This is a genomic window from Akkermansia muciniphila, assembly GCF_040616545.1.
Taxonomy (GTDB): domain Bacteria; phylum Verrucomicrobiota; class Verrucomicrobiia; order Verrucomicrobiales; family Akkermansiaceae; genus Akkermansia; species Akkermansia muciniphila_E.
In genome coordinates this window covers 1,523,699-1,546,885 of record NZ_CP156688.1, presented here as the reverse complement: position 1 = coordinate 1,546,885, position 23,187 = coordinate 1,523,699, and the positions used below count along the sequence as shown (strand labels likewise).

The window sequence follows — 23,187 nt, the reverse complement described above, 5'->3', positions numbered from 1 at the left end:
CCATGTTCCGCCATCCTCTCTCCCGCTCATGGCTGTTCTTCAGCCTTCTTCTCCTCACGGCGTTCAGCGGCGCACGGCTCCACGCCAGCCCCGTCCCCCCACCCCCCATCATCGTATCCGTGGAGGAAGCGTTTGACTACAGCGCGGAGGACGCCCGCGTCCCCCTGCGGGTCAGGCTGGAAAACACCACGGCCGCGGACAGGAGCGCCACCCTTCAATTCCGGGAAGGCTGGCGCAGCGACCACGGGACCAGCCACACCTATCCGTTCTTCATTCCCGCCGGGGAAAGCGTCCAGGCGGTCGTTTACCCTCTGCTCTCCTCCAACCTTGTCTATGAAGTGAAGGAATCCCATGAAGGCACTTCCTCCGTCTCTGTAGACACAAGCTCCAAGGACCTTTATGCCGTTATCCAGGAAAGCGCCCCGGCGGACTGGCACCTGCTTTCCGAATCATCCTATCATGCGGGCGTTTCCTCCTGCGACCTGATGAAATGGCCTGCCGACTACCGGATGTATGAGGGCCAGACCTGCCTCATTATTCCGGAAAAAACCTACCGGACCTATTTTGACGAAGCTCACCGCAAGGCCATCCGCCAGTGGGTGACGGGAGGGGGCAACCTGTGGCTCATCGGAGACAAGGGGCAGCCCGCCGCCACCCGGCTGCTGGGCCATGGCCGCATCCTGCACGTGCCGTCCCTGGACGGACTGCCGGAAACGGAGAAAAAGCTGAAGCTCGCGGAGTTCATCAAACTCCATGAGAAGGAAGACAGTTATCCCGAACTCACCGCCACCGCCCCCTATTACTTTTCCACCCCGTCCACCATGCTGGGGCTGGTTTTGATCATCTTTGCCGTGTTCGTCGGCCCGCTGAGCCTGTTCCTGTGGGCGCCCGCAGGCAAGAGGCAGAGGCTGTTCCTGCTGGTTCCCGGCATTTCCATAGGCTTCTCCCTCCTGCTGCTGCTCTTCATCCTGGTCGGGGACGGCACGGGAGGCGCCGGGAAACGGGAGGTGCTTATCCAAGTCAACCCGCAGGACCACTCCGCCCTGATCACCCAAAGCCAGATCTGCAAGACCTCCGTCCTTCTGAACAATACATTCAAACTGCCGGAGAATGCCGGCATCACCGGGAAACGCCAGAGAAAAGCGCTCCACTCCAAATGGGAGCAAGACATCGAGAACGCGGCGCGGCAGGGCGAACAATGCGGAGGAAACTGGTTCACCAGCCGTTCCACGCTCCAGCACCGGCTCATCATGCCTGTCGCCACCAGGGCCGCGCTCACCCTGCTGGAAACGCTTCCGGACGGCGCCCCCGTATTCCAAAGCACCTTCCCCGGAACCCTGAACGGCCTCACCTACCGGGACGCCTCCGGAAAATACTGGACCCTGGAACAACTGCCCCCGGGCCAAAAAATGCAGGCCTTCCCGTTCACCCCGGAAGATGAACTGTCCGCACCGCCCCCGGAACACTTCCTGGCAACCATGGAACCGGCGCCCGGGGAACTGGAACCCATCCCCACCCTGCCGTCCATCAACTGGGAAAAAACCTCCATCACCGTCTCCGGCCCCGTTGCCGTCACTCCCCAGCCACACGAATAACTATGAGCACGCCACCTCTGCTGGAAGTTTCCGGCCTGTCCAAATCATTCGGTACGCTGAAAGCCGTCAACAATGCCTCCTTCCGCATCCGCCAGGGCCAGGTCGTCGGCCTGATCGGCGCCAACGGAGCCGGGAAAACCACCGTGATGCGCATGCTGGCCACGCTGGACATGCCTGACTCCGGCCATATCCGGATCAACGGAACCGACGTGGTGGACTATCCGGAACTGGTCCGCCCCCTGATCGGATGGATGCCGGACTACTTCCACCCCTATAAAAACACCAGCGTCCGGGAATACCTGGACTTCTTCGCCCGGGCCTACGGCATCACCAGGGAACGGCTGCTGGACACCGTGGATGAAGTGATTGACTTCACGGAGCTGGGCGGACTCCAGGACCAGATGATCAGCAAGCTCTCCAAGGGGCAGACCCAGCGGCTCTGCCTGGCCCGCACCCTGATCAGCGACGCCCAGTTCCTCATTCTGGATGAACCGGCTGCGGGGCTGGACCCCAAGGCCCGCATTGAATTCAAAAACCTGGTCCATCTGCTCAAGGCACGCGGAAAAACACTGCTCATCAGCTCTCACATCCTCTCGGAACTGGGGGAAATGTGCGACTCCCTCCTCTTCATGGACGCGGGAGCCATTGTTCATGACGGCAATATGGAAGACCTGCTGCACCGTCAGACGGAATCCGGTTATGCCTTTGAAATCCGCACTGCCGGAGACACCACCGCACCGCTGGAGGAATGGCTGGCCCTTCACCAGGGCTGGGACGTGCGTTCCGTGCAGAAACAGATGGTGGTGGCCACTTTCACCTCCTGTGAACCGGACGCCGTGGCCGCGGAACTCCGCCAGCTCTGCCGCGACCTGCCCGTGATTGACTTCCACCGCAGCGAACGCCGCCTGGAAGAAGCCTTTGTAGACATCCTCATCCGCCGCGACCAGGAACCGGCCGCCGCCGTTTCTCCGGAAACTCCCGCCACCCCCGCCTTATGAATACCTCCCGCTCTCTGGATTTCCCCATCTGGGTCCCGTCCGCCCTGGTCAAGGAACTGCGCCAGGGCCTCAGGACGCCCACGTTCATCCTGCTGGCCAGCCTGTTCCCCGCCCTGCTCTCCTTCTTCTTCCTGTTCAGCTTCATCGTCAATCCTTTTGACGGGAAGCCCTTCATCAGTCCCGACGGCTGCCAGGCCATCTTCTGGATCACCATGGTCGTCACCCTGCTCTTCATCATGCCGCTGCGGGCGTCCTCCTCCATCAGGGATGAACTGCTCTCCCGGAACAATGAACTGCTGCTGCTCACCAGGCAGAGCGCGGGCCGCATCGTGCTGGGAAAATGGGTCTCCTTCATGGCCCAGTCCCTGCTGATTGTCTTCATCTCCCTGCCCTTCTTCCTGATCCGGTATTACTACGGGGAAATCAACCTGGTGCAGGACGTGACCGTGTTTTCCCTTCTCTACCTGGGGTCCGGCATTCTGACCGCGTATACGCTGTGGGCGTCCGCCATGCCCTCCCTGTTGCGCACCATCGCCTTCTTCCTCCTGGGCATCGGCGTAGTGATCCTGGGCAGCAACTACACGGACCTGAACCTTTTCCGGGAAGGACTGGGGAACGGCATTCTTCTGGCGTTCCTCATTCTGGCGGATGCCTTCCTGGTCATCTCATCCCTGCTTCTGCTGGCAAGGGAATGGTTCTCCCCCGCGGCACAGAACACGGCGGCTCCCCTGCGGAAGCTGATACTGGCTTTTTTCATGGCTTCCATCATCCCCATTGCCTTTCTGGAGAACGCAAGCTCCGCCATCCAGGATATTATGGCTGGAAACTTCACCTTCATGATGATTTACGGCGCCTTCCTGACGATTGTCAACCTGACTGACCCGGCCTATCTTCTCCCCATTCATGTGGAGCAGATGAACAGCAAAAGGTTCTCCAGGCTCCAACAGCTTCTGTTCCTCCCCGGCCTGCCGGGCGGCGTCTTTTTCACCCTGCTCCTCAGCATTCTGATGGTGCTTGCCCTGTACTTGACAGACCGCATGACGGCCACCTCCGAGTTCCAATCCCTTCAACTGCTCTTCTGCCTTGCGGTGAGCATCTGGTACGCCGTCACCATGCCGGCCATGCTCCTGAAGCCGCTCTGGAAAAAACTGAAGAACAACACTCTTCTGGCGTATGCCCTGGTCTGGCTCATCCTGTTCCTGCTGCTGAACGTGCTGGACGCCATCCACATGCCCCTCCCCCTTATTCCCGGCGGGTACTTGCATGAACTGCTGAATGAAAAATCACTGCCGCCCTTCAGCAAATTCTCCCTGTTCAGCCTGATGGACCTGGCAGCCGGAATAGCGGTGCTGTTCCTCATGAATAAACACTGGTTTGACGTGCTCCGGAACTTCTCCCCTTCACCGCGCCGGGAACCGGAAGACGCCCCTCCGGAACGGGAATAAACGTTTACCTGCCATTGTTGCACTCTTAGAACCTTATGATGCCCCTTTCCCCGCCAGCCCGCCAGGGAATCCAGCCGGACGCCGAGCAGGCGGCGCGGCGCTTCCGCCTGCCTTTTTCCAGCCGCGCCTGGAACGGCGCGCAGGGCAACTGGACGGGAACGGGGTCCGGCAGTTCCATCGACTTCCAAGGGAACCGCTCCTACCAATGGGGGGATGACCCGCGGGACATCCACTGGGCCGCGTACGCCAGAACCGGGCAACTCACCATGAAAGTCTTCCAGGCGGAGCTGTCCCCGCGGGTGGACGTGGCAGTAGATGTCTCCGAATCCATGTTCTTTCATGAAGCGCGCGCGGCACGCACGCAGGGCCTGCTCCAATTCTGCCTGCTCTCCGCCCTCGCAACGGGCGCCCAGGTGCGGCTCCATGCGATGAAAGGCCGCCGCACCGTCCCTCTGGAAAATGTGGACGTCCTCTCCGGCCAATGGCTCGCCCGGCTTCAGGACCTTCCCCCGGATGAATCCATGCCCGCCATTTCCACCTGGCGGCCCAACGGAATGCACATTCTCATCTCCGACCTGCTCTACCCCGGAGAACCGGCTGCCCTGCTGGACGCCATGACCGCTCAAAAAGGCCTCTCCGTCATCCTGGCCCCCACGCTGGCGGAAGAAGCGGGGCTCCCCGCCGCCGGAAACGTAAAGCTTAAAAACTGTGAATCCGGCCTCCTGCGCCGCCAGCTCATCACCCCGGCCCTGTCCCGGAGATATGCCCGCGCCTACGCCGCCCACTTTGAACTATGGGCCTCCGCCTGCCTTCGCCGCCAGGCCGTCCTTGCCCGAGTTCCCTGCACGGGAACCCTGACGGACTCCCTGGCCGGAGAAGCCTTCCGGCAGGGAGCCGTGGAACTCTCCTGAACCGTCCTTCATCCCCTCCCTAAGCCATGATCCCCCATTTTACCAATACGGCTGCGTTATGGGCGCTTCTGGCCATTCCCCTCATCATTGCCATCCACTTCCTCCAGCACAAGACGAAGGTGCAGCCCACGGCCACGCTCTTCCTGCTGGAGGCGTTGTCTCCGGAAGCCCATGAGGGAAACATCTGGGACAGGCTGCGCACCTCCCGCGCCTTCTGGATGCAACTCCTGGCCGTCCTTCTGCTCACCTGGGTTCTGGCCGCCCCCGCGTGGCCGGGCAAAGACGCCGGCCAGACCGTGGTCTTCATCATGGACGATTCCGCAGACATGGCCCCTTTCCGTGAAGAAGCCGTGCGCGCCGTTTCCGGAGACATGGACGCCATCCGCCAGTCCGGAATTCCGGTTAACTGGGTACTCATGGGCAGCCGCCCTTCCAGCCGCCCGCTCTACCGCGGAACGGACTCCCGCCAAGCCCTGCACGCCCTGGACCTCTGGCAGCCGCGCGAAGGAACGCATAACCTGTCCCCGGCCCTGCGCACGGCCGCAGCCATGGCCGGGCCCGCGGGTATCACCCGGCTGGTCACCTCCACCGCCCGGCGGGTTCCCCCCGGCCAATCCGCGCGGGGCGTGGGCAGGCCGCTGGACAATGCAGGCTTTGCGGGAATCACCCCGGTGGAGGACGCCGGCCCCGCCCGCTGGAGGATCGCCGTTAAAAACAACAGCTCCGCACCCCTGCAAAGCGCGGTCACCATCCACACGGAAGACGGGCGGCCGCCTGCCCGGCGCCCCTTGCACCTGAACCCCGGGGCCGTCACGGAATTTGAATACAGCCTCCCTCCGGAATGCGGAAAAGCCATGCTCCGGCTCCCGCCGGACGCCTTTCCGGCGGATGACGCGCTCCTGCTGGTCCGCACCGTTCCCAAACCCGTCACCGTAAGCATGGATGTGCCGGAAAAAGCCGGGGAAACGTTCCGCAGCATCATGGACGGCCTTCCGGGTTTTACTCCGGCCCCGGCAGGCGCCGCGCCTTCCCTCCGCGTGCTGGCGGAAAAAGCGGAGGGCGCCCTGGAAGCCGGCAGCCCGGCCATCATGCTGGCAGGCGGCGGCAAACCCTCCTCCGGCCCCGTCACGGCGGAACAGCACCCGCTGACTGACGGGCTGAACTGGAGCGGTCTGCTCATTCCCACCATCGGCGCCATGAGCCCGGGAGAAAAAGCCTCCGTCCTGCTCTGGCAGGGAGAAGCGCCTCTCGCCTGGGTGGAAGAGAAGCGCCTTTTTCTCAACTGGCCGTGGGAAAAATCCAATGCGGACCGCGTCCCGGCCCCCCTGCTCATGATCCGCAGATTCATGCAGTCCGTGCAGGAGCAACTGCCGGGCACACGTTACGGCAACCTCCCCGGCGGCACCCTTTTATCCGTGCCCGCGGGCGGAAAACTTATTCAAACGGCGCCTGGAGGGGAACGCCGTGAAACCGTCTTCTCCGGCAGACTTCCGGGAGAAGCCGGATATGTGGAAATCTTTCCTCCCGGCACGGAAAAAACGCCCCTGTTCCAGGGCTCCGTCTGGTTTTCCGACGCCCGGATGGGGGACTTCTCCCGCTGCTCCACGTTTGACACAGGCCTTCCCCCGCCCCATGAGGAAACGCTGCGGCACATGAGGCATGACCCGCTCGCCCCGCTTTGGCTGGCGCTGGCCGTCCTGGCCCTGGTCATTTCCTGGCTCCCCTCCACCCCTGACAAATCCCCGCGCCCATGATCCAGTTCAACTCCCCGGAATGGTTTTTCCTGGTTCCCCTGCTGCTGGCTGCCGGGTGGAAATACAAGCGCCTGCGCCTGGGGTCCCCCGTGCGGCTCCTGCTCCAGGCCTGCCTCCTGCTGGCCCTGGCGCAGCCCGTCTTCAACAAGGGAGGCAGCGGCATGGACCTCTGGGTGCTGGTGGACAGGTCCAACTCCGCCGCAGGAATTCCGGCCGCCGGGGCGGAGGAAATCCAAGCCATTCTGGAACGGCACAAGCGTTCCGGAGACCGCATCCGCCTGGTGGACTTCGCGCAATCCGCCGTGCTTCAGGGGCGCGGAGACCCTGTCTTTGCCGGAGGAACCGCGGGAACGGACATGGAACAGGCCCTGGCCTACACGATGGCCCAGATGGCCCCGGACCGGGTGAACCGCATCCTGATGCTGACGGACGGCTGGCCCACCACGCCCCTGGACCATGCGGCGGAACAGCTTGTCCATTCCCGGATTCCGGTGGACTACCGGCTGGCCGTCACCCGCCGGGAAACGGACGTCCGCATAGAACAGATCAAGACCCCGGTCCGCATCCGGCCAGGGGAAGCCTTTATTCTGGAAGCCACCCTGGCGGGACCGCCCGGCCCTTCCGTTACGGTTCCATGGCAAATCAGCAAAAACGGCGGGCCGCCGCTGAAAGGGGAGGCCACCCTGGTCAACGGCAAGGCTACCGTGAGGCTGACGGACCGGCTCACCACTCCCGGCTGCTCCGCGTATGAAATGACCATTGCTCCGCAGAACGACCCCATCACTGAAAACAACCATGCCGTCAGTTTCCTTGAAGTGACGGGAGGAAACAACATCCTGCTGGTCTCCGGCTATGACCGCGACCCCCTCGTCCCCTTCCTGGAAGCGCAGGGCTTCCGCGTCCAGCGCCCCGCCAACCTGCGCCAGCTGGACGCGCGCCACCTCTCCGGCGCGGGGCTGGTCATCATCAACAACCTCTCCGCCTCCGCCATCCCTGCGGACTTCCTGCACTCCCTGGACTACTACGTGAGGGAACAGGGCGGCGGCCTGCTCATGTGCGGAGGCAGGCAGAGCTTCGGTTCCGGGGGCTACTTCTCCTCCCCCCTGGACGAACTGCTCCCCGTCTCCATGGAAATGAAAAAGGACAAGATGAAGCTCATGACGGCCATGAGCATCGTTCTGGACCGTTCCGGCTCCATGGCCTGTTCCGTCTCCGGAGGGAAAACGAAAATGGACCTGGCCAACGCCGGAGCCTGCCAGACCATCTCCCTGCTGTCCGACCAGGACTTCATCTCCGTCCACGCCGTGGACAGCGCCCCGCACCCCATCGTCACCCTGGCCAGGCTGGGGCCCAACCGGAAGCAAATGCTCTCCAGCGTCTCCAGGATCGCCTCCATGGGCGGGGGCATCTTCATTGGCGAGGGGCTCAAAGCGGGCTGGAAGGAACTCCAGCGCTCCGTGGCCGGAACCCGGCACCTGATCCTTTTTGCGGACGCCAACGATTCCGAGGAACCTGCCGACTACAGGGAAACCCTGAAAGAAATGGTCAAGGAAGGAACCACCGTAAGCGTCATTGCCCTGGGATCGGAAAAAAGCGCTGATGCCGGACTGCTCAAGGAAATAGCGGAACTGGGCCGGGGGCGCATCTTCTTCTGCACCCGCCCGGGAGACATCCCCAACATCTTTGCCCAGGAAACCATCAGCGTGGCGCGCGCCGCCTTCATCCGGGAACGCACGCCCCTGCACGGCACGGCAGGCTGGCTCCAGATCGCAGCGCGGCAGCCGGCGTGGCCCCCTGCCGTGGACGGCTACAACCTGTGCTACTTAAGGGACGGAGCCACGGCAGCCTGCGTGACGGAAGACGGAAACGGGGCGCCCCTCATCTCCTTCTGGAACCGGGGGGCGGGACGGGCCGCCGCCGTCACGTTCGCCATGGGCGGGGAATACGGTCAATCCATCCAGCAATGGGACGGCTACGGAGACCTCATTCAAACCCTGGCCCGGTGGCTCAACAGGCAGAATCCCCCGCAGGGCTACTCCGTGCGGGCGGATACGGCGGGAGACAGGCTCCGGGTACGCCTTTACTACAGTGACGAGAACATCCCGCGGCTGGCGGAACGCATGCCGGAGGTATCCATGGAATTCTCTGGAAAGGAAGGTTCCCGCACGCAAAACGGCATTTGGGAGCATCTGCAGCCGGGTGTGTTCCAGTGCAGCTTTCCGCTGCCGCACGGCACTATGGCGCGGGGCTCGGTCCGCGTCGGAAACGGCGTCATCCCCTTTGGCCCCGTCAGCCAGCAGGTGGACCCGGAATGGGCCATGCCACCCGCGGCCAGGGAAGCCTTTCTGGACCTTGTAAGCCGCACCGGAGGCAGGGAACGGATGGACCTGCCCTCCATCTTCCAGGAACCGAGGCCCAGCACAAGCCTTCAGCTCCGCCCCTTTCTGCTGTGGGGAGCCTGCGCCCTCCTGGTGCTGGACGCCCTGTTCACCAGAACCGGGTTGCTTCCCCGCAGGACCTCCCGGCTTCCTCCCCTGCCGGAGAAAAATAAATTTATTTGAAAATCCCCTTCAGGGCGGACTGTTCCTGAGGCGTCAGGTCGTCCGACCATACGGCATCTCCCCCGCGGGCCGGGCGCGCTCCGCGGCCGCCGCGTTCCAGGCCTTCCCTCTCCCCTTCCGGAGAGGGAGCCGCCGTTTCCACCCCCGCCGCCTCTCCCAGTGCGGCACGGCTTAAATCTTCATTCACGGCCCGCCTGGAAACCGTATCAAGCTGCTTGCGCTCCTCCATGTCAAAAGCCAGGGGAGCGTCTCCGCGCCCGCGGCTCACGCCTCCGGAGCCCGGTTCAGTTCCATCCCCCTCTCCGTTCCCGGACTTCACCACGGAGTTCTCATCCGGAGACGCCATCAGGGACATGCCGCACTGCCCGGACATGCTCCGCAGCTGCTGGGCGGCGCGTTCCAGCTGCTCCTTCAGGCGGCGGCCCGTCTCCGGGTCAATCTGCCGGGAAGGCAGGGAGGCCTGCAGCTCCTGAAGCTGGCGGCTCATGATGCCGCCCGGCTGGAGCGGGAGAGACTCCATCCCCTTCAAGGCCTCCTGGAGGGACTGCATCGCCTCCGGGCTGGACGCGCCATTCCTGCTGTCCAGCAGGGACAGCGCGGAATCCGCCTGGTACATCTGGTTGGACAACCCGGCAACGGCAGCCGCCGTCTTCCCCTTCAGGGCGTCTGCAGCTTCCAGCCCCGCGTGGGAATACATCTCATTCCGGGACATCTGCTTCAAATCCTCCAACTGCTCCCGGAAAGGCTCCAGGCTCTTCCCGTCCACACTCTCCATCTCCGCCATGCGGTCCAGGGCTTCCTCCACCTGGGCCAGGACGGGCGGCAGGTCCGGAAGCTGCTGCACAACCTGCTGAACGGACAGCGGCAGAAGGGCCCCGCAGGCTATCAGCGCCGCGCCTCCCGCCAGCCAGCCCAGGCACCGCACGGAGCGCACACGGAGCACGGGCTTCCTCCTTACGGCTTCTCCGGAACTCTCCACGGAATTCCCCCACTCCTCTCCGGCGCTCAACGCCGCGTGCAGTCCCATCTGTTCATCCAGAAAAGCCGCCGCATCACGCCTGCTGAAAAAACGTCCCCGGAGCCGCATCCAGCCCCATGCCGCCAGAAATAAAACAGCGGCGGAAAGGGAAATTCCCGCCAGCCAGCCCCAGTCCGCCCCCAGCCTGCGGCCGCCGTACCACGCCATCCCCACCACCGCCCCGGCGGCAAAAAAGGGGATGCAGAGGCACTCCACCGTTATCACGGCATTCAGCAGCCACTGCAAGCGGGAAATCCGCCCCTGCCATTCCTGTCGCACTGTTAAGGACATAGACGCATCATGACTTATCCTTTGCGCCCCGGAAAGACAAAAAATACTTCTCTGCAAACGGACGCGGAAAAGCCCCTCCCCGTACCTTCCGGCATCTCCGGCAGGAGGGGAATTTCAGCACAGGCGGGCGATATCCTCCATCAACTCCCGCACGTCTTCCTCCCGTGTGGACCAGCTGGTGCAGAAACGCACCGTGCTGTGGGTTTCATCCACCCGGCGGAGGTAGGCAAAGCCGTACTTCTTCCTCAATTCATCCAGAACGGAATCGGGCATCGTGACAAACTGCTGGTTCGTTCCGCTGGCAACGGGAAGCGCAAGCCCTCTGGAACGGCAGAAATCCCGCAGCATCACGGCCAGGCGGTCCGCATGGGCAGCCAGCCGGAAATAAAGGCCGTCCCGGAACAGCTCCAGAAACTGGATGCCCAGCAGCCTCCCTTTCGCAAGGCGGCCGCCCTTCTGCTTCATGATGTAGCGGAAATCCTCCTTCAGGGCATCATGGCGCAGCACCAGGGCTTCCCCGAACAGGGCGCCGACCTTGGTGCCGCCAATGTAAAAGGCGTCACAGAGGGAGGCAATCCCCGGCAAATCCAGATCATTGTCTTCATCACACAGGCCGTAGCCCAGGCGCGCGCCGTCCATGTACAGGTACAGTCCCCTGCGGCGGCAGACATCGGAAATCTCTTCAAGCTCTCTCCGGGAATAAATGGTCCCCAGCTCCGTCGGCTGGGAAATATAAACCATCCGGGGCTGCGGCATGTGCTCATGGGTCTCGTCGTCCCAATGGGCATGCCATGCCTCCTCAATCTGCCGGGCCGTGAGCTTTCCGTCCGGGGTGGAAATGGCGGAAACCTTGTGGCCGCAAGCCTCCACGGCGCCGGATTCATGAACGTTGATATGGCCCGCATCCGCACACAGCACGCACTGATGGGGGCGCAGCGCGGCGGCAATCACCGTGAAATTGGTCTGGGTTCCGCCGATGAGGAAATGAATATCCAGGTCCGTCCTGCCGCACAACCCGGCAATCAGTTCCCTGGCCTGCGCGCAATAGGGATCCTCCCCATACCCGGCGGTCTGTTCCATATTCGTTTCCGCCAGCCTGCGGAGAATATCCGCATGGGCGCCCTCACTGTAATCACAGTTGAAAAGAATCATTGCCTTCCTGAAAAACGCGGGGACCATAGCCCCGGCACCCGTTCATGTAAAGGAATATGAACTGCACCCGCCAACCTGGTCCGGGCAATCCCGGGGGCGATAAAAACCGTTCATTCCGGCAATTTCACCCTTTTCAGCGTGAACTCCATGTTGGAAATATCCCCCGTAGCCTCCTGGATGCGGGAATTGGTGAAGTAAAGATAGCCGTCATGGATGCTGAACGTATCAGGCCAGCTGATGCCGTCCCCGGACGCCAGCACCTTGATCTCCCTGCGGTCCGGAGTGACGTAAACGATGCGGCTCTTCTCCAGGTCCCCCATGTACAAATTGCCCCGGTCATCCATGATCATCCCATCCGGGAAAGGCGTCTTCATGGATGAAATCTTCCCTTCATCCACATGACGGCCAATGAGCTGGCTTGTCGGTATCCCGTACAGGGTCTTACCCGTCAGGGCGTGGAAATAAAGAATGCCGTTCTTCCGGTCCAGGGCAATCCCGTCTGAATGGACTTTCCCGTCATGCCTCCTGCCGCCGGCGGTGATGTGGTCCTGTTCCGCTGTGGTGTAAGGGTGACGGTCCAGCATGCGGTAATTCTCTCCGCTTTCCATATCCAGTACGATCAGGCCCGGATCATTGGAATCCGTAAAATAAATTTTGCCATGTTCGCGGTCCACGCGCAGGTCATTCACATAAGACCCCGGCCTGGTGGACTCCGCCAGGGGATACTTCCTGACAAGCTTGTCCGTATGGAGGTCATACACGTACAGCGTGGGAACGGCGACGGTCTTGCCGATCATGGGATTCTTGGTATCAATCACGTAAAGCCTGTCCCCGTCCGCAACCACGGATTGCACGCACACAAACGCATCCCCGTCCCCGGGCATCCCCTTTTCCCACCGGTTGGTCTTTTCATTCGGATAAGGGGTGTAGCTGCCGTCTTTGCCTACCTCCGCCACCGAACATGGAATATGCTCCCGCCAGCGGGGAAAGTTGACGAAAATACGGCCCTTGTCCGTCACCGTCACTCCGGTCACCTGCGCCCCCTTGAACGAGGCGACGTCTTCAATCTTTCCCTCCGCCTCCGCATGACCGGACGAAGCAAAGGCGCACGCAAGGAATAAAACAAGGGAGGCGGAAAAGATAAAACGTTTAACGGGGAACATGGGATGAAAGCTTCCTATGGACTACCAGACAAGCTCAAAGAGCTTCCCGTTCATTTCACACTCCTAACATTCTACGGCATACATATCTATGCTCCATGAGTAAGAATATGGCGGAAACTGTCTTGGAACTGGAATATTCCGAATCCATGTAGATTGAACATTATTGGAATGTAGTTACTATACAACCAGAAGAAGAGTATTTTACAATCATGCCCCTTATTCCTGAAGAAGTATGGAGGGAACAAAACATACAGCCTTCATTAACATAAAAAAGATCAAGCTTTCCAGGATTATAGGACATCATCAGGTAATAGCCTTGAATGCCTTAATCAAACTGATACCGTTTTTCAAAAGAAGCAAAAACATGACTCCTGAAACGCTCCAGCAAATCGACACCCAATTGGCTGCATGGAAAGCCGGGCAACCACTCTCAGAATCAGCTCGCAAGCAACTTCACTCCAAACAGGATTTATTATGGTCATACAACTCTAACCATCTTGAGGGAAACACTCTTTCCTATGGAGAAACGGAGCTATTGCTCATCCATGGAGAAGTGACGGGCAACCACTCCGCTCGCGACGTTGATGAAATGCGAGCGCACCATGTCGCCGTTACTATGATCCGTCATTGGGCTCAGGAAGACAGGGAAATCACGGAGGCCGATATCCGCAACATCAACCAAATTCTTCTCAAGGAGCCGTTCACCAAAGAAACCGCCACGGAAGAAGGAATCCCCGCCAGCAGACTCATCACGCCCGGTGTTTACAAAAGGGAACCCAACCACGTCAAAACAGCGTCGGGAGAACTTTTCCGCTTTGCAGAACCTCTCGAAGTACCCGCAAAAATGGAGATATTCACTCAACATCTCCGAGAACCGCTTCCCGACAATGTCTTTGACATTGCGGCACGGCTAGCTCACCTGCATCATGAATTTATCCTGATCCATCCCTTTGACGATGGAAATGGAAGAACGATTCGCCTCCTCTTGAACTATGTTCTGGTGAGGGACGGCCTTCCCGCCATTGTCATCAAATCGGCAGATAAAGCACAATATCTGCAAGCATTAAGATTGGCGGATGCCAAGGAATACGAAGCTCTTGTAGACTTCCTGCTGAACTGTATGAAATATGCTCTTGATTTGGGTGTTAAAGCCATCAATGGAGAAAGCTTGGAAGAGCCAAATGATGTTGAGATGAAAATAGCTTTATTAAAACAACGTCTTGTAACAGGAGTATCTCCAGAAAAACGAGTTCAATTTTTCCGAAATTACATTATTCCATTTTGGAAACAGTTGATCATCAAATTCTCCCTATTCGATGATTTTTTTGAAAAAAATACACATGATTTCCGTCTTAATTTTTCAAACGATACATGTAAATATTTCAAAACAACTGAAGAATTAGAAAATTTTCTCATAAGTACAGAAAATATTTCAGATCTCCTTAAGAATTCATATGGAATTATATCCACTTACAGTATAAATTTTTTAAGAAAATACTCAAAATCCAGAATCATAACTACGACAGATTTCACATTTGAACCCTCTTATGTAGTTATGGATAAACATCAACTTTCTTATTCGTCAACCTTAACGCAAGAAGAAGTAGAAAAATTAGTTAGTATCAAATTAAAAGAAGTTCTAATGAAAATAGAAAATTATGATCGCTAGTTCTTATTTCCCTTTAGAGAATCCTCTGTAGCTGACACTAGGCTACTGGCATGGGACATGCGAGCACGAGCCAACGTAATAGCGTCCGTATCGTTGGAATACGAACAGCTCGTTCGATCATGAAAATGTAGGTAGTATCAAAATGACTCAGCTCGGCGAGCTTCTTGGGTAAGCCCTGCTCTTTCCAAGCTGGCGGACGACGTGTCCAAACGGGATGGCTTCCTCACATTTCATAAAAGGCAAGTCCCAATTCAAAAGGGACTTGCCTATTCATTCCCTCAAGAAACCAGTAAGGCCCTGCAAGCAGTTAACTTGCAGGGCCTTGTTTGGTGCGCCCGAAAGGACTCGAACCTTCACGGGGGAACCCCCACTAGAACCTGAATCTAGCGCGTCTACCAATTCCGCCACGAGCGCACATGGTTTGGTAAGAACGGGGCTTATTATGCACGGCGGCGGCGGATTGGCAACTATTTTCCTGCACATGAAAGAAAATATTTTCCGGGGCCTCCGCCTCCCTGCCGTTCCGCGCGGCATGGCAACGATATAAGGGCTTCTCAAATCCTCCGGTATGCAGTAGTCTCGCTCCAGAGTCAGAGGCACCACCATTTCAGGCTTGTGAATGAGACGAGGGAAAAACCGCTATTGAACCGTTTTGAGGTCATGGAAATGGGGTTCGGCCTGTGTACGCTGGCTGCCCTGATGTGGCTGCTGTGGTGGAACGGCTTCGGCGAGGTTCATGAGGACCAGCTTTCCCTGCGTTATTTCCGGGAAATCCTGTCCCTGCTGGTGCTCGGCCAGCTTACCGGGGTGCTCGGCATTCTGCGGGAGAAGTGGCTTTCCAGATCCATCCGGAACCCGCGTTGGATGGAACTGGGGCTGGGCATCGTCATTCTGGTGATGCTGGCCGGGAATTTTTTCAATTCCACTTTTATTTCCAGAATAGAGCTTCAGAACATTTTCCGCGTCCTCTGCCTTTGTTACGGGGCGGCCCCCCTGCTGAACCTGAAGGAGTATTTTTTCCGCGTGGCCCGCAGGAAACGAGGGTTTCACATACCGCGCATCCGCCCGGCCCTGCTTTTCCTGCTTACGCTGGTGGTCTTCATCACGCTGGGGGGCACCCTGCTCATGTCTCCGGGAGCCACCAAGGAAGGCATTGTGCTTTCCCCCACGGACGCCTATTTCATCAGCACCAGCGCCGTGTGCGTCACAGGGCTGGTGCCCCTGAACGTCCACGAGCATTTCACCAATTACGGCCAGACCATCCTGCTGGTGCTTTTCCAGGTGGGCGCCTTCGGCATCATGACGTTCACTTATTTCGTCTCCCTGATGGTGGGCCAGGGCCTGAGCCTGCGCTCCAAGGTCACCATCAGCAACCTGCTGGACGAGGAAGGCATCGCCCAGGTGGACCGGTTTATTAAAAACATCATTGCCGTCACATTCGGGGTAGAGGCGCTGGGGGCGGTGGCCCTTTATTTTTCCTGGAGGAACGTGCCCGGGCTGGAGGGGGACACCCTCTGGTGGTACGCCGTGTTCCATTCCGTTTCCGGCTTCTGCAATGCGGGGTTCAGCCTGTTTGCGGACAACCTGGCTACGCCGGACGTAGCCTATAACATGGGGGGCCAGATTACCATCATGGTCATGGTGCTCTGCGGGAGCCTGGGTTTTGCCATGTACCTGGAAATCGTCCGCAGAGCGCGGGTGGCCCTAGGCTGGGACAACCGGAACACCATCAGCCGCCACTGGTCCACGTACAGCTGGCTGGTCGTGCGCATGACGGCGGCGCTGGTGCTGGGCGGGGGACTGATCCTGTTCCTGACCAAGATGATTGACGGCAGCCTGTTCACCTCGGCCGATCCCTGGTACTGGATTTTGTGGGAGAGCCTGTTCAATGCCACGGCGCGCACCGCCGGCTTCAATATTTCAGACATGGCGCTTAACAGCATCCCGTATGCGCTGTTCCTGGCGGCGCTCATGTTCATCGGCGGCAATCCCGGCTCCACCACGGGCGGCGTCCACACCACCACGTTCGCCGTTTCCTGCGGGGAGGTGGCGCGCATTTTGCAGGGCAAGCAGGACGTGGTGATGCATAAGCGGAGAATCGCCCGCAGCGTGGTGGAACGCGCCGTCATCACCGTCATCCTGGCCGGGGCCTGGGTGGGCATGATCACCACGGTCATGTGCTTTGCGGAACCGGGTCTCAGCCTGGAACGCCTGTTTTTTGAGGTGGTGAGCTCCTTCGCCACGGTGGGGTTCTCCTGGAACGTCACGCCGGAACTCAGCGACGTAGGCAAATGGATCATCGTGTTCAACATGATCGTGGGCCGCGTGGGAATGGTGGCCTTTGTTCTGGCTTTCATGAAACAGCCCACCAAGTCTCCGCTCCGGTATCCGGAGACCCGGCTGCCTCTCAGCTGACCCGCGTTCCCTCCTTCCGTTTTTCATGACATACATGGAAAACAAACGCATTTCTTTCTTGCATGAATCCGGTTTGCGTCAAGAATGCCGGACCTTTAGCGTCTGCTCCCGGCAGAACAAGCCCGCAGGGCGCCCTTGTTATGAATAATCCTTCCTCTATTTCCTATCAAAAGATATGGCTGATGTCCTATCCCCTCATGATCAGCCTGATCATTGAGCACATGATCGGCCTGACGGACGCCGTTTTCCTGGGGCGCGTGGGGGACGTGGCTTTAGGCGCTTGCGCCCTGGGCGGCGTGTATTACATGGCCATGTTCATGCTGGCCTTCGGCTTCGGCTTCGGGGCACAGATCATCATCGCGCGCCGCAACGGGGAACGGCGGTACAACCGCATCGGGCCCACCCTGGTCCAGGGCTGTTACTTCATGCTGGCCATGGCGGTGGCCCTTTTTACCGCCTCCCAATATTTTTCCCCCGCCATCCTGCGGGACATCATTGAATCCCCCCAAGTATACGGAGCCACGGTGGATTACATCCACTGGCGCACCTACGGCGTCTTTTTCTCCTTCCTTTGCGTGATGTTCCGCGCGTATTACGTGGGGATTACCCAGACCAAGATTCTCACGGTCAACTCCGTCGTGATGCTCCTGAGCAACGTGGTGCTTAATTACTGCCTCATCTTCGGCAAAGGCGGCTTCCCCGTCATGGGCATCGCCGGAGCGGCCATCGCTTCCAGCGTGTCGGAAGCCGTTTCTCTCCTCTTCTTCATCCTTTACACAGGCGTCAAGGCGGACAAGAGGAAGTACGGCTTCCGCCGGGCGTTTACATTCCGCCCCCATTTGCTGAAAGGCATGCTGGCCATTTCCGGGTGGACCATGGTGCAGTCCTTCATTTCCGTCTCCATCTGGTTCATCTTTTTCCTGGCGATCGAACACCTTGGGGAACGTCCCCTGGCCGTCACCAACATCGTGCGCAACATTTCCGCCATGCTCATCATGGTGATCAGCGCCTTCGCCACCACGGCGGGAGCCCTCGTCAGCAACCAGATCGGCGCCGGGGAACAACGCTACGTGTTCCGGACCTGCGGCATGACGGTCAACCTGACATACGCCATCCTGGTTCCCCTGCTCGTCGTCTTGTGCCTGTTTCCGGAGCCAGTCCTCCGGGTTTTCACGGATAACCCGTCCCTGATTGCCGCCAGCGTGGATTCCGTGTACGTGATGGCCACCTCCACCCTGGTCATGGCTCCGGCGTTCATCCTGTTCAATGCCGTATCCGGCACGGGCAATACGAAGGCAGGCTTCATCATGGAGATGATGTCCCTGGCCGTTTACACCGCCGCCGTTTATTTCATCGTCATCAGGCTCAAGCCGGACGTGGCCCTCTGCTGGTTTTCCGAGCACGTTTACGGCTTCTCCCTGATCATCCTGGCATGGTGGTACCTCAAGAGCGGAAAATGGCGCGGTAAAAAGGTTTAAGAGAATAAGTAAGGGCGGAGCATCCGCCCCCCCTCCCGCCGACAAGCGGAACAAGGGAAGCCTGCCCTTTTCAATTCCCGTGCGGACAGGTCCGGCGCAATGGAGAATTCCACTCCGGCGCAGCAGACCGCGCCTTTCCCGTCATTTCCAGGAGCATAAAAAAAGCCCCGCGGCAAAAGCCGCAGGGCAACAACGGAACAGGGAGTAGTTATTCCTCGCCGGATTCTTCTTCGGAATCACGTTCTTCCTCCGGGGAAGAAGCTTTTTCCTGCTGCTGGGGGGCGGCCTTCTGGGACTGCTTGCGGCGGGATTCCTCCATCATGAAGAATTCCGCACAGCGGAAGGCGCGGCGGGCGGCTTCGCGCGCCGTCTGGTCATCCATCAGGGCAAGCCCTTCTTCAGACACTTCCGCCAGGAACATTTTCCAGGCGCGGGCGGCCACTTTCTTGCCGTCCAGATGCTTGAAGGAAGCGGATTCCTGCATGGGCTGGCGGTCTTCAGAGCCGTTGCCCTTTTTATTGCGGCGGCGGCGCTTGCGCTTGTTGAAGGTGCCTTCGGACGCTCCGCCCACGGTTTCCGGCTGGGCAAAGTAGTCTCCGCCGTGCTGTTCATGGCGTTCCTGTTGTTCAGAGTTTCGGTTGGGGCGGAATGATTCACGCTTGACCTTGACCGGAGCGGCGGCCTGCGGCTTCTGGGAAGCCTCGGGAGCGGCGGTCTTTTCAACGGGGGCGGCGGGAGCCGGGGTCGCGGAAGGAGCAGCCGCTTCAGCGGCGGGAGCCTTCTTGTCAACCGCCTTTTTGGCGGTTTTCACGGTTTTTGCCTTGGCCGCGGTTTTCGTGGCGGACTTGACCGTTTTGATTTTGGTTTTGGGTGCTTCTACGGAAGCGGCGTCAGCAGCGGGCTTCTTTTCAGCCGCGGCAGCCTTCTTGGTCGTAGACGCCGTCTTTTTGGCAGCCGTCTTGCGTGCAGCCGTTTTCTTGGCTGCGGACGCTTCCGGAGCACCTGTTTCTAATGGTTTTTTTGCCATAAAATTTCAAGTGAAAGGAAGGATTATGAATCAATTCCGGAGATTGTCGAGATTTATCACGGAGCCTCATCCGGAAGGGCCGGCAAATCTTTCAAAAGCGCCTTGTACCTTCCCGAATCAAAGGGCCGTCCGCCCACTACCATTTCATTAATGGTGATGGCGAGGGCCTGCGCCATCAGTTCCAGTGCTTCCTGCTCCTCCAGTTTTTCCCGCCCCGTCAGGCGCTCCAGGCAGGCCTTGACATAGGCCGTATCCGGCGCCTCCAGCTGTTCCCGCACGGCAGGCACCAGCGTTTCAATCATTTCATCCGGTATTTCCATAAGATTTCCCTTCTGCCGGTTTTACATGGCGCCCATGCGGCTGCGGATGACGGATTGCAGCTCCGTTTCAAATTCCCTCAGGTCATCTGCCGTGGGTTCTCCGAGCGTAGCGTCCCAGTTGATGCGGCCCGTGCGGTCGATGTCCCAGACGCCCTGCGCCCCGCTCCTGAACAGAACCTTGCCGGCCATCAGAGCATGGGGAGGCGTTATTTCATCCACGGTTACCTGGGTTTTACCCAGCAGAGAGGCCGGGGGAGCCGTTGCTCCGGGAGCGTCTTGCGGCTGCTCGGCCTGGGGTTCCGGTTCCGGCTGCCTGATGTGGATGTCCAGGTCCTGAAGCAGGAACCTGGTATCCATGAACGTCAGCTTGATGCCCAGGTCCTCATGCAGTTTTTTCTGGATGGCGTTTAAATCCAGCCCTTCTTCCGCCCAGTCCCGGATGGACTGGACCTGCTCCGGAGATAATTGATCAGGGGTAATCATGATATGTATTTGAGTTAGGATGATGCCTTTTTGTTCGCGGCCAGCCATGCATTCCAGCACGGGATGAACGCGGGGGAGAAGTCCTGCGGGCGGCGCTCCACCCATGCCTGGATTTGTTCCGGCGTAAACCACTGCACGCTGTCCACTTCCGCCGCGGGAAAACGGACCTTCCCGGAATAGCTTCCCTCATACAGGGCAATGAATTCCCAGCCGTTGTTTTCACTCGCGTCAAAGTCCGCGATTTTCCTCAGCCCGCAGCCGGAAACGCCCAGTTCCTCCTTCAGCTCCCGCACGGCGGCTTCCTCATAGCTTTCCCCGGCGTCCAGGTGACCCGCAGCGGAAGAATCCCACTTGCCCGGCTGCCTGTCCTTCCACAGGGACCTTTTCTGGAGAAGCACGGCCCCATGCTTGTTTACCAGGAACATGTGCACGGCACGGTGGAGAAGGCCCCCCTCATGGATTTCCCGGCGCGTTCCCTGCCCGGTCATCTGGTTGAGCCCGTCCACCACGTCAAACAATTCATCCCCGCTCTGCGCCACATCCCTGAGGGGGTTGGCGTCATAGGCGCGCGCCAACTGCACCCACTGGGACAAATTCAGTTCCTCCGCCCTGGCGGAGGGGGAGAGTCCCAGGGATGAGGCCACTTCCTCCCACGGAGGGGAGGAGGGAAGCTGTTTTTTCAACTGCTTGCGCCGCTGGGAAAAAGCCTTGCGCATCAGTTCGTCCATCAGCCGGTCGTCATACGGCGGCAGATCGCGGACGGGGCGCGGCGTGAGCAGCATCACCGTGGAGTCAATCCTGGGGCGGGGATGGAATGCTTCCGGGGGAATGGTCTTGAGGGCGCGGGGAACCCAGTTTTTCTGAATGCGGAGGGACAGCAGCCCGAAGGCGTCGTCATCCGGGGTAGCCAGAATGCGGTCAATGAACTCCTTCTGGAGCATCACCACGGCGCGTTCCACCGCGCTGGGGCGGGACAGGAAATTCTGAAGAATGGCGCCTCCCGCGGAATAGGGAAGGTTGCCCAGGAATTTGACGGGAGCCTCCGCAAAGAGTCCCCGGGGGTCCCAGGTGGCGCCGTCCGCATGGTGGACTTCCACATGGGGGTCTCCGGCCCAGCGTTCTTTCTGGTATTCCGCCAGGCGGGAGTCAAATTCCACCAGAATCAACTTGCGGCAGAGGGGCGCGGCATGCTCCGTCAGGGCGCCCGTTCCGGGCCCCACCTCCACCACGCAGTCCTGCGGCTGGATTTCAAGCTGGTCCACAATCCAGCGGGCCACATTTTCATCCGTCAGAAAATTCTGGCCCAGGGATTTGCTGGGGCGCACTTCGTGATCTTCCAGAACATTCCTGATCTCGGATGGTTTCATAGGCCCATGCTCTCAAAAATGCACATCCGGAGCCAGTAAAAAGCGGGGCAGTTTCCGGCATCGGAACGGACGCGCCCCATGCGCCGCCTTGCCGGGAAGGGCCAACCGTGGCAGAGCTCCGTTCCACGGCCCGGCGCCCTCCGCCTGCCCGGCGGCAGGTGTATCACAAATTGACAAAAAGGGGAAAACATGTCACTTTTACAGGCGTCTGGAACAGTGACACCGCCTGCCGTGAACCGGAAGCTTCCGCAGGCCCTGGAACGTGCGGACGCCCTTGCCGGTGAAAAGGTTGAACCGGCCCAACAGCAATTTGATAAGATCATGAAAGTACTTGTAACCGGCGGCGCCGGATATATTGGTTCCCACACGGTGCGCCAGCTCGTCAAAATCGGCGCAGACGTGACCGTGCTGGACAACATGGTGTACGGCCACATCGAGGCCCTGGTGGACCCGGAAGTAAAACTGGTCAAGGGAGACCTGGGAGACGCCTCCGTGGTGTATCCGCTCCTGATGCAGGGCAACTTTGACGCCGTGATCCACTTTGCCGCCTTCATCAACGTGGGTGAATCCGTCCAGAATCCCCTGAAGTATTACATGAACAACATCGCCCGGCCCCTCGTCCTTCTGGGCGCCATGCAGGCCGCGGGCGTCAAGCGCTTCGTCTTCTCCTCCACCTGCGCCACCTACGGCGTCCCCACCCAGATTCCGATTCCGGAAACGGAAAAGCAGGACCCCATCAACCCTTACGGCAGCTCCAAGTACATGCTGGAGAAAGTCTGCCAGGACTGCGACCGCGCCTGGGGGCTGAAGAGCGTTTTCCTGCGTTATTTCAACGCTTCCGGCTGTAGTGAAGACGGCCTCATCGGCGAAGACCATGATCCGGAAACCCACCTTATCCCCAACATCCTGCTCACGCTGACCGGGGAAAAGGAATACATTGAAGTTTTCGGCACGGATTACGACACGCCGGACGGCACCTGCATCCGCGACTATATCCATGTCAATGACCTGGCGGACGCCCACCTGAGAGCGGTGGACTACCTGATGAAAGGCGGCTCCACGGAATGCTTCAACCTGGGAACCGGCCTGGGACTTTCCGTCCGGGAAATCCTGGAAACGGCAGAAAAAGTTACCGGGAAGAAAATCCCCGTCCGTTACGGCCCCCGCCGTGAAGGGGACCCGCCCCGCCTGATCGCCAACCCGAAGAAGGCGAAGGAAATCCTCGGCTGGGAAGCCCAGTGCAAAGACGCCGGAGCCATCGTGGAGACGGCCTGGAAATGGATGACCGGTCCGCGCAAAGGCCATTATTGATTCCTGCTCCCTAGCGGAACCATTCCTTTCCCCGCCCTGCCATGAGATTCATGGCAGGGCGTTTTTCTCCCGTAAAGCATCGCAGATACGGAGCTTCCGTAACCGGCCATCCCCACCTGGCCGGAAAACACTTCGCCTCCACCCCCGGAAACGCCCAATTCCAATTTAAAGACCACAGCGGATAGCATAAATTACTTATGGCGAATACCTCCTTGCAACGCATCTGGTC

17 protein-coding genes and 1 tRNA gene are annotated in these 23,187 nt (G+C 59.4%); 10 read left to right on the top strand and 8 right to left on the bottom strand.

Features of this window, described 5'->3' with window-relative positions; translation table 11 throughout:
- The first annotated feature begins 2 nt into the window (after positions 1–2).
- Genes ABGM91_RS06335 through ABGM91_RS06310 form a run of 6 tightly spaced genes read left to right on the top strand, consistent with a single transcriptional unit; the run spans position 3 to position 9,264 of the window.
- Positions 3–1,595, top strand: a complete 1,593-nt coding sequence (locus ABGM91_RS06335; protein ID WP_354830603.1) for a hypothetical protein — start codon at positions 3–5, stop codon at positions 1,593–1,595.
- A 2-nt stretch (positions 1,596–1,597) separates the two neighbouring features.
- Positions 1,598–2,593, top strand: coding sequence for an ABC transporter ATP-binding protein (locus tag ABGM91_RS06330; protein ID WP_354830601.1), 996 nt, complete (start codon positions 1,598–1,600; stop codon positions 2,591–2,593).
- A complete protein-coding gene (locus tag ABGM91_RS06325; protein ID WP_354830600.1) occupies positions 2,590–4,038 on the top strand; it encodes a hypothetical protein in 1,449 nt (482 codons plus the stop codon). Before ABGM91_RS06330 ends, ABGM91_RS06325 begins: the two co-directional genes overlap by 4 nt.
- 35 nt (positions 4,039–4,073) lie before the next feature.
- Entirely contained in the window at positions 4,074–4,949 is an 876-nt protein-coding gene (locus ABGM91_RS06320; protein WP_354830598.1) for a DUF58 domain-containing protein, read from the top strand.
- Between the two features lie 26 nt (positions 4,950–4,975).
- Complete coding sequence (locus ABGM91_RS06315; RefSeq protein ID WP_354830596.1) at positions 4,976–6,703, top strand: BatA and WFA domain-containing protein; 1,728 nt, start codon at positions 4,976–4,978, stop codon at positions 6,701–6,703.
- Complete coding sequence (locus tag ABGM91_RS06310) at positions 6,700–9,264, top strand: VWA domain-containing protein (RefSeq protein ID WP_354830595.1); 2,565 nt, start codon at positions 6,700–6,702, stop codon at positions 9,262–9,264. Before ABGM91_RS06315 ends, ABGM91_RS06310 begins: the two co-directional genes overlap by 4 nt.
- Here the strand turns inward: ABGM91_RS06310 and ABGM91_RS06305 are convergent.
- The 3 genes from ABGM91_RS06305 to ABGM91_RS06295 all read right to left on the bottom strand — a co-directional run bounded on the left by ABGM91_RS06305 (position 9,257) and on the right by ABGM91_RS06295 (position 12,888).
- On the bottom strand, positions 9,257–10,573 hold the full coding sequence (locus tag ABGM91_RS06305; RefSeq protein ID WP_354830593.1) for a hypothetical protein: 1,317 nt from the start codon (positions 10,571–10,573) through the stop codon (positions 9,257–9,259). The genes ABGM91_RS06310 and ABGM91_RS06305 overlap by 8 nt on opposite strands.
- 114 nt (positions 10,574–10,687) lie before the next feature.
- A complete protein-coding gene (locus tag ABGM91_RS06300) occupies positions 10,688–11,725 on the bottom strand; it encodes an aminotransferase class I/II-fold pyridoxal phosphate-dependent enzyme (protein ID WP_354830592.1) in 1,038 nt (345 codons plus the stop codon).
- 110 nt (positions 11,726–11,835) lie between these two features.
- Positions 11,836–12,888 carry an L-dopachrome tautomerase-related protein gene (locus ABGM91_RS06295; RefSeq protein ID WP_354830590.1) on the bottom strand — a complete coding sequence of 351 codons (1,053 nt, stop codon included), beginning with the start codon at positions 12,886–12,888 and terminating at the stop codon, positions 11,836–11,838.
- 364 nt (positions 12,889–13,252) lie between these two features.
- On the opposite strand from ABGM91_RS06295, the gene ABGM91_RS06290 reads away from it, so the two are divergent.
- Entirely contained in the window at positions 13,253–14,557 is a 1,305-nt protein-coding gene (locus tag ABGM91_RS06290; protein WP_354830587.1) for a Fic family protein, read from the top strand.
- A 327-nt stretch (positions 14,558–14,884) separates the two neighbouring features.
- Here the strand turns inward: ABGM91_RS06290 and ABGM91_RS06285 are convergent.
- A tRNA-Leu gene (locus ABGM91_RS06285) sits at positions 14,885–14,971 on the bottom strand.
- Positions 14,972–15,172: 201 nt separating this feature from the next.
- On the opposite strand from ABGM91_RS06285, the gene ABGM91_RS06280 reads away from it, so the two are divergent.
- Both ABGM91_RS06280 and ABGM91_RS06275 read left to right on the top strand, forming a co-directional pair.
- The gene (locus ABGM91_RS06280) at positions 15,173–16,972 is read left to right on the top strand and encodes a potassium transporter TrkG (RefSeq protein WP_354830585.1); all 1,800 of its coding nucleotides are present in this window, start codon (positions 15,173–15,175) and stop codon (positions 16,970–16,972) included.
- 140 nt (positions 16,973–17,112) lie between these two features.
- Positions 17,113–18,450: an MATE family efflux transporter gene (locus ABGM91_RS06275; RefSeq protein ID WP_215427539.1), complete on the top strand. Its 1,338-nt coding sequence runs from the start codon at positions 17,113–17,115 to the stop codon at positions 18,448–18,450.
- Positions 18,451–18,658: 208 nt separating this feature from the next.
- On the opposite strand, the gene ABGM91_RS06270 is transcribed toward ABGM91_RS06275, so the two are convergent.
- Genes ABGM91_RS06270 through rsmA form a run of 4 tightly spaced genes read right to left on the bottom strand, consistent with a single transcriptional unit; the run spans position 18,659 to position 21,647 of the window.
- Positions 18,659–19,477, bottom strand: a complete 819-nt coding sequence (locus ABGM91_RS06270; protein WP_290566591.1) for a hypothetical protein — start codon at positions 19,475–19,477, stop codon at positions 18,659–18,661.
- A gap of 56 nt (positions 19,478–19,533) precedes the next feature.
- Positions 19,534–19,797, bottom strand: coding sequence for a hypothetical protein (locus ABGM91_RS06265; protein ID WP_354834774.1), 264 nt, complete (start codon positions 19,795–19,797; stop codon positions 19,534–19,536).
- Positions 19,798–19,818: 21 nt separating this feature from the next.
- Positions 19,819–20,280, bottom strand: coding sequence for a hypothetical protein (locus tag ABGM91_RS06260; RefSeq protein ID WP_354834771.1), 462 nt, complete (start codon positions 20,278–20,280; stop codon positions 19,819–19,821).
- Positions 20,281–20,294: 14 nt separating this feature from the next.
- Positions 20,295–21,647, bottom strand: a complete 1,353-nt coding sequence (gene rsmA, locus ABGM91_RS06255) for a 16S rRNA (adenine(1518)-N(6)/adenine(1519)-N(6))-dimethyltransferase RsmA (RefSeq protein ID WP_354834768.1) — start codon at positions 21,645–21,647, stop codon at positions 20,295–20,297.
- 321 nt (positions 21,648–21,968) lie between these two features.
- Between rsmA and galE the strand changes: the two genes are divergently transcribed.
- Complete coding sequence (galE, locus tag ABGM91_RS06250) at positions 21,969–22,958, top strand: UDP-glucose 4-epimerase GalE (protein WP_354834765.1); 990 nt, start codon at positions 21,969–21,971, stop codon at positions 22,956–22,958.
- The last annotated feature ends 229 nt before the right edge of the window (positions 22,959–23,187 follow it).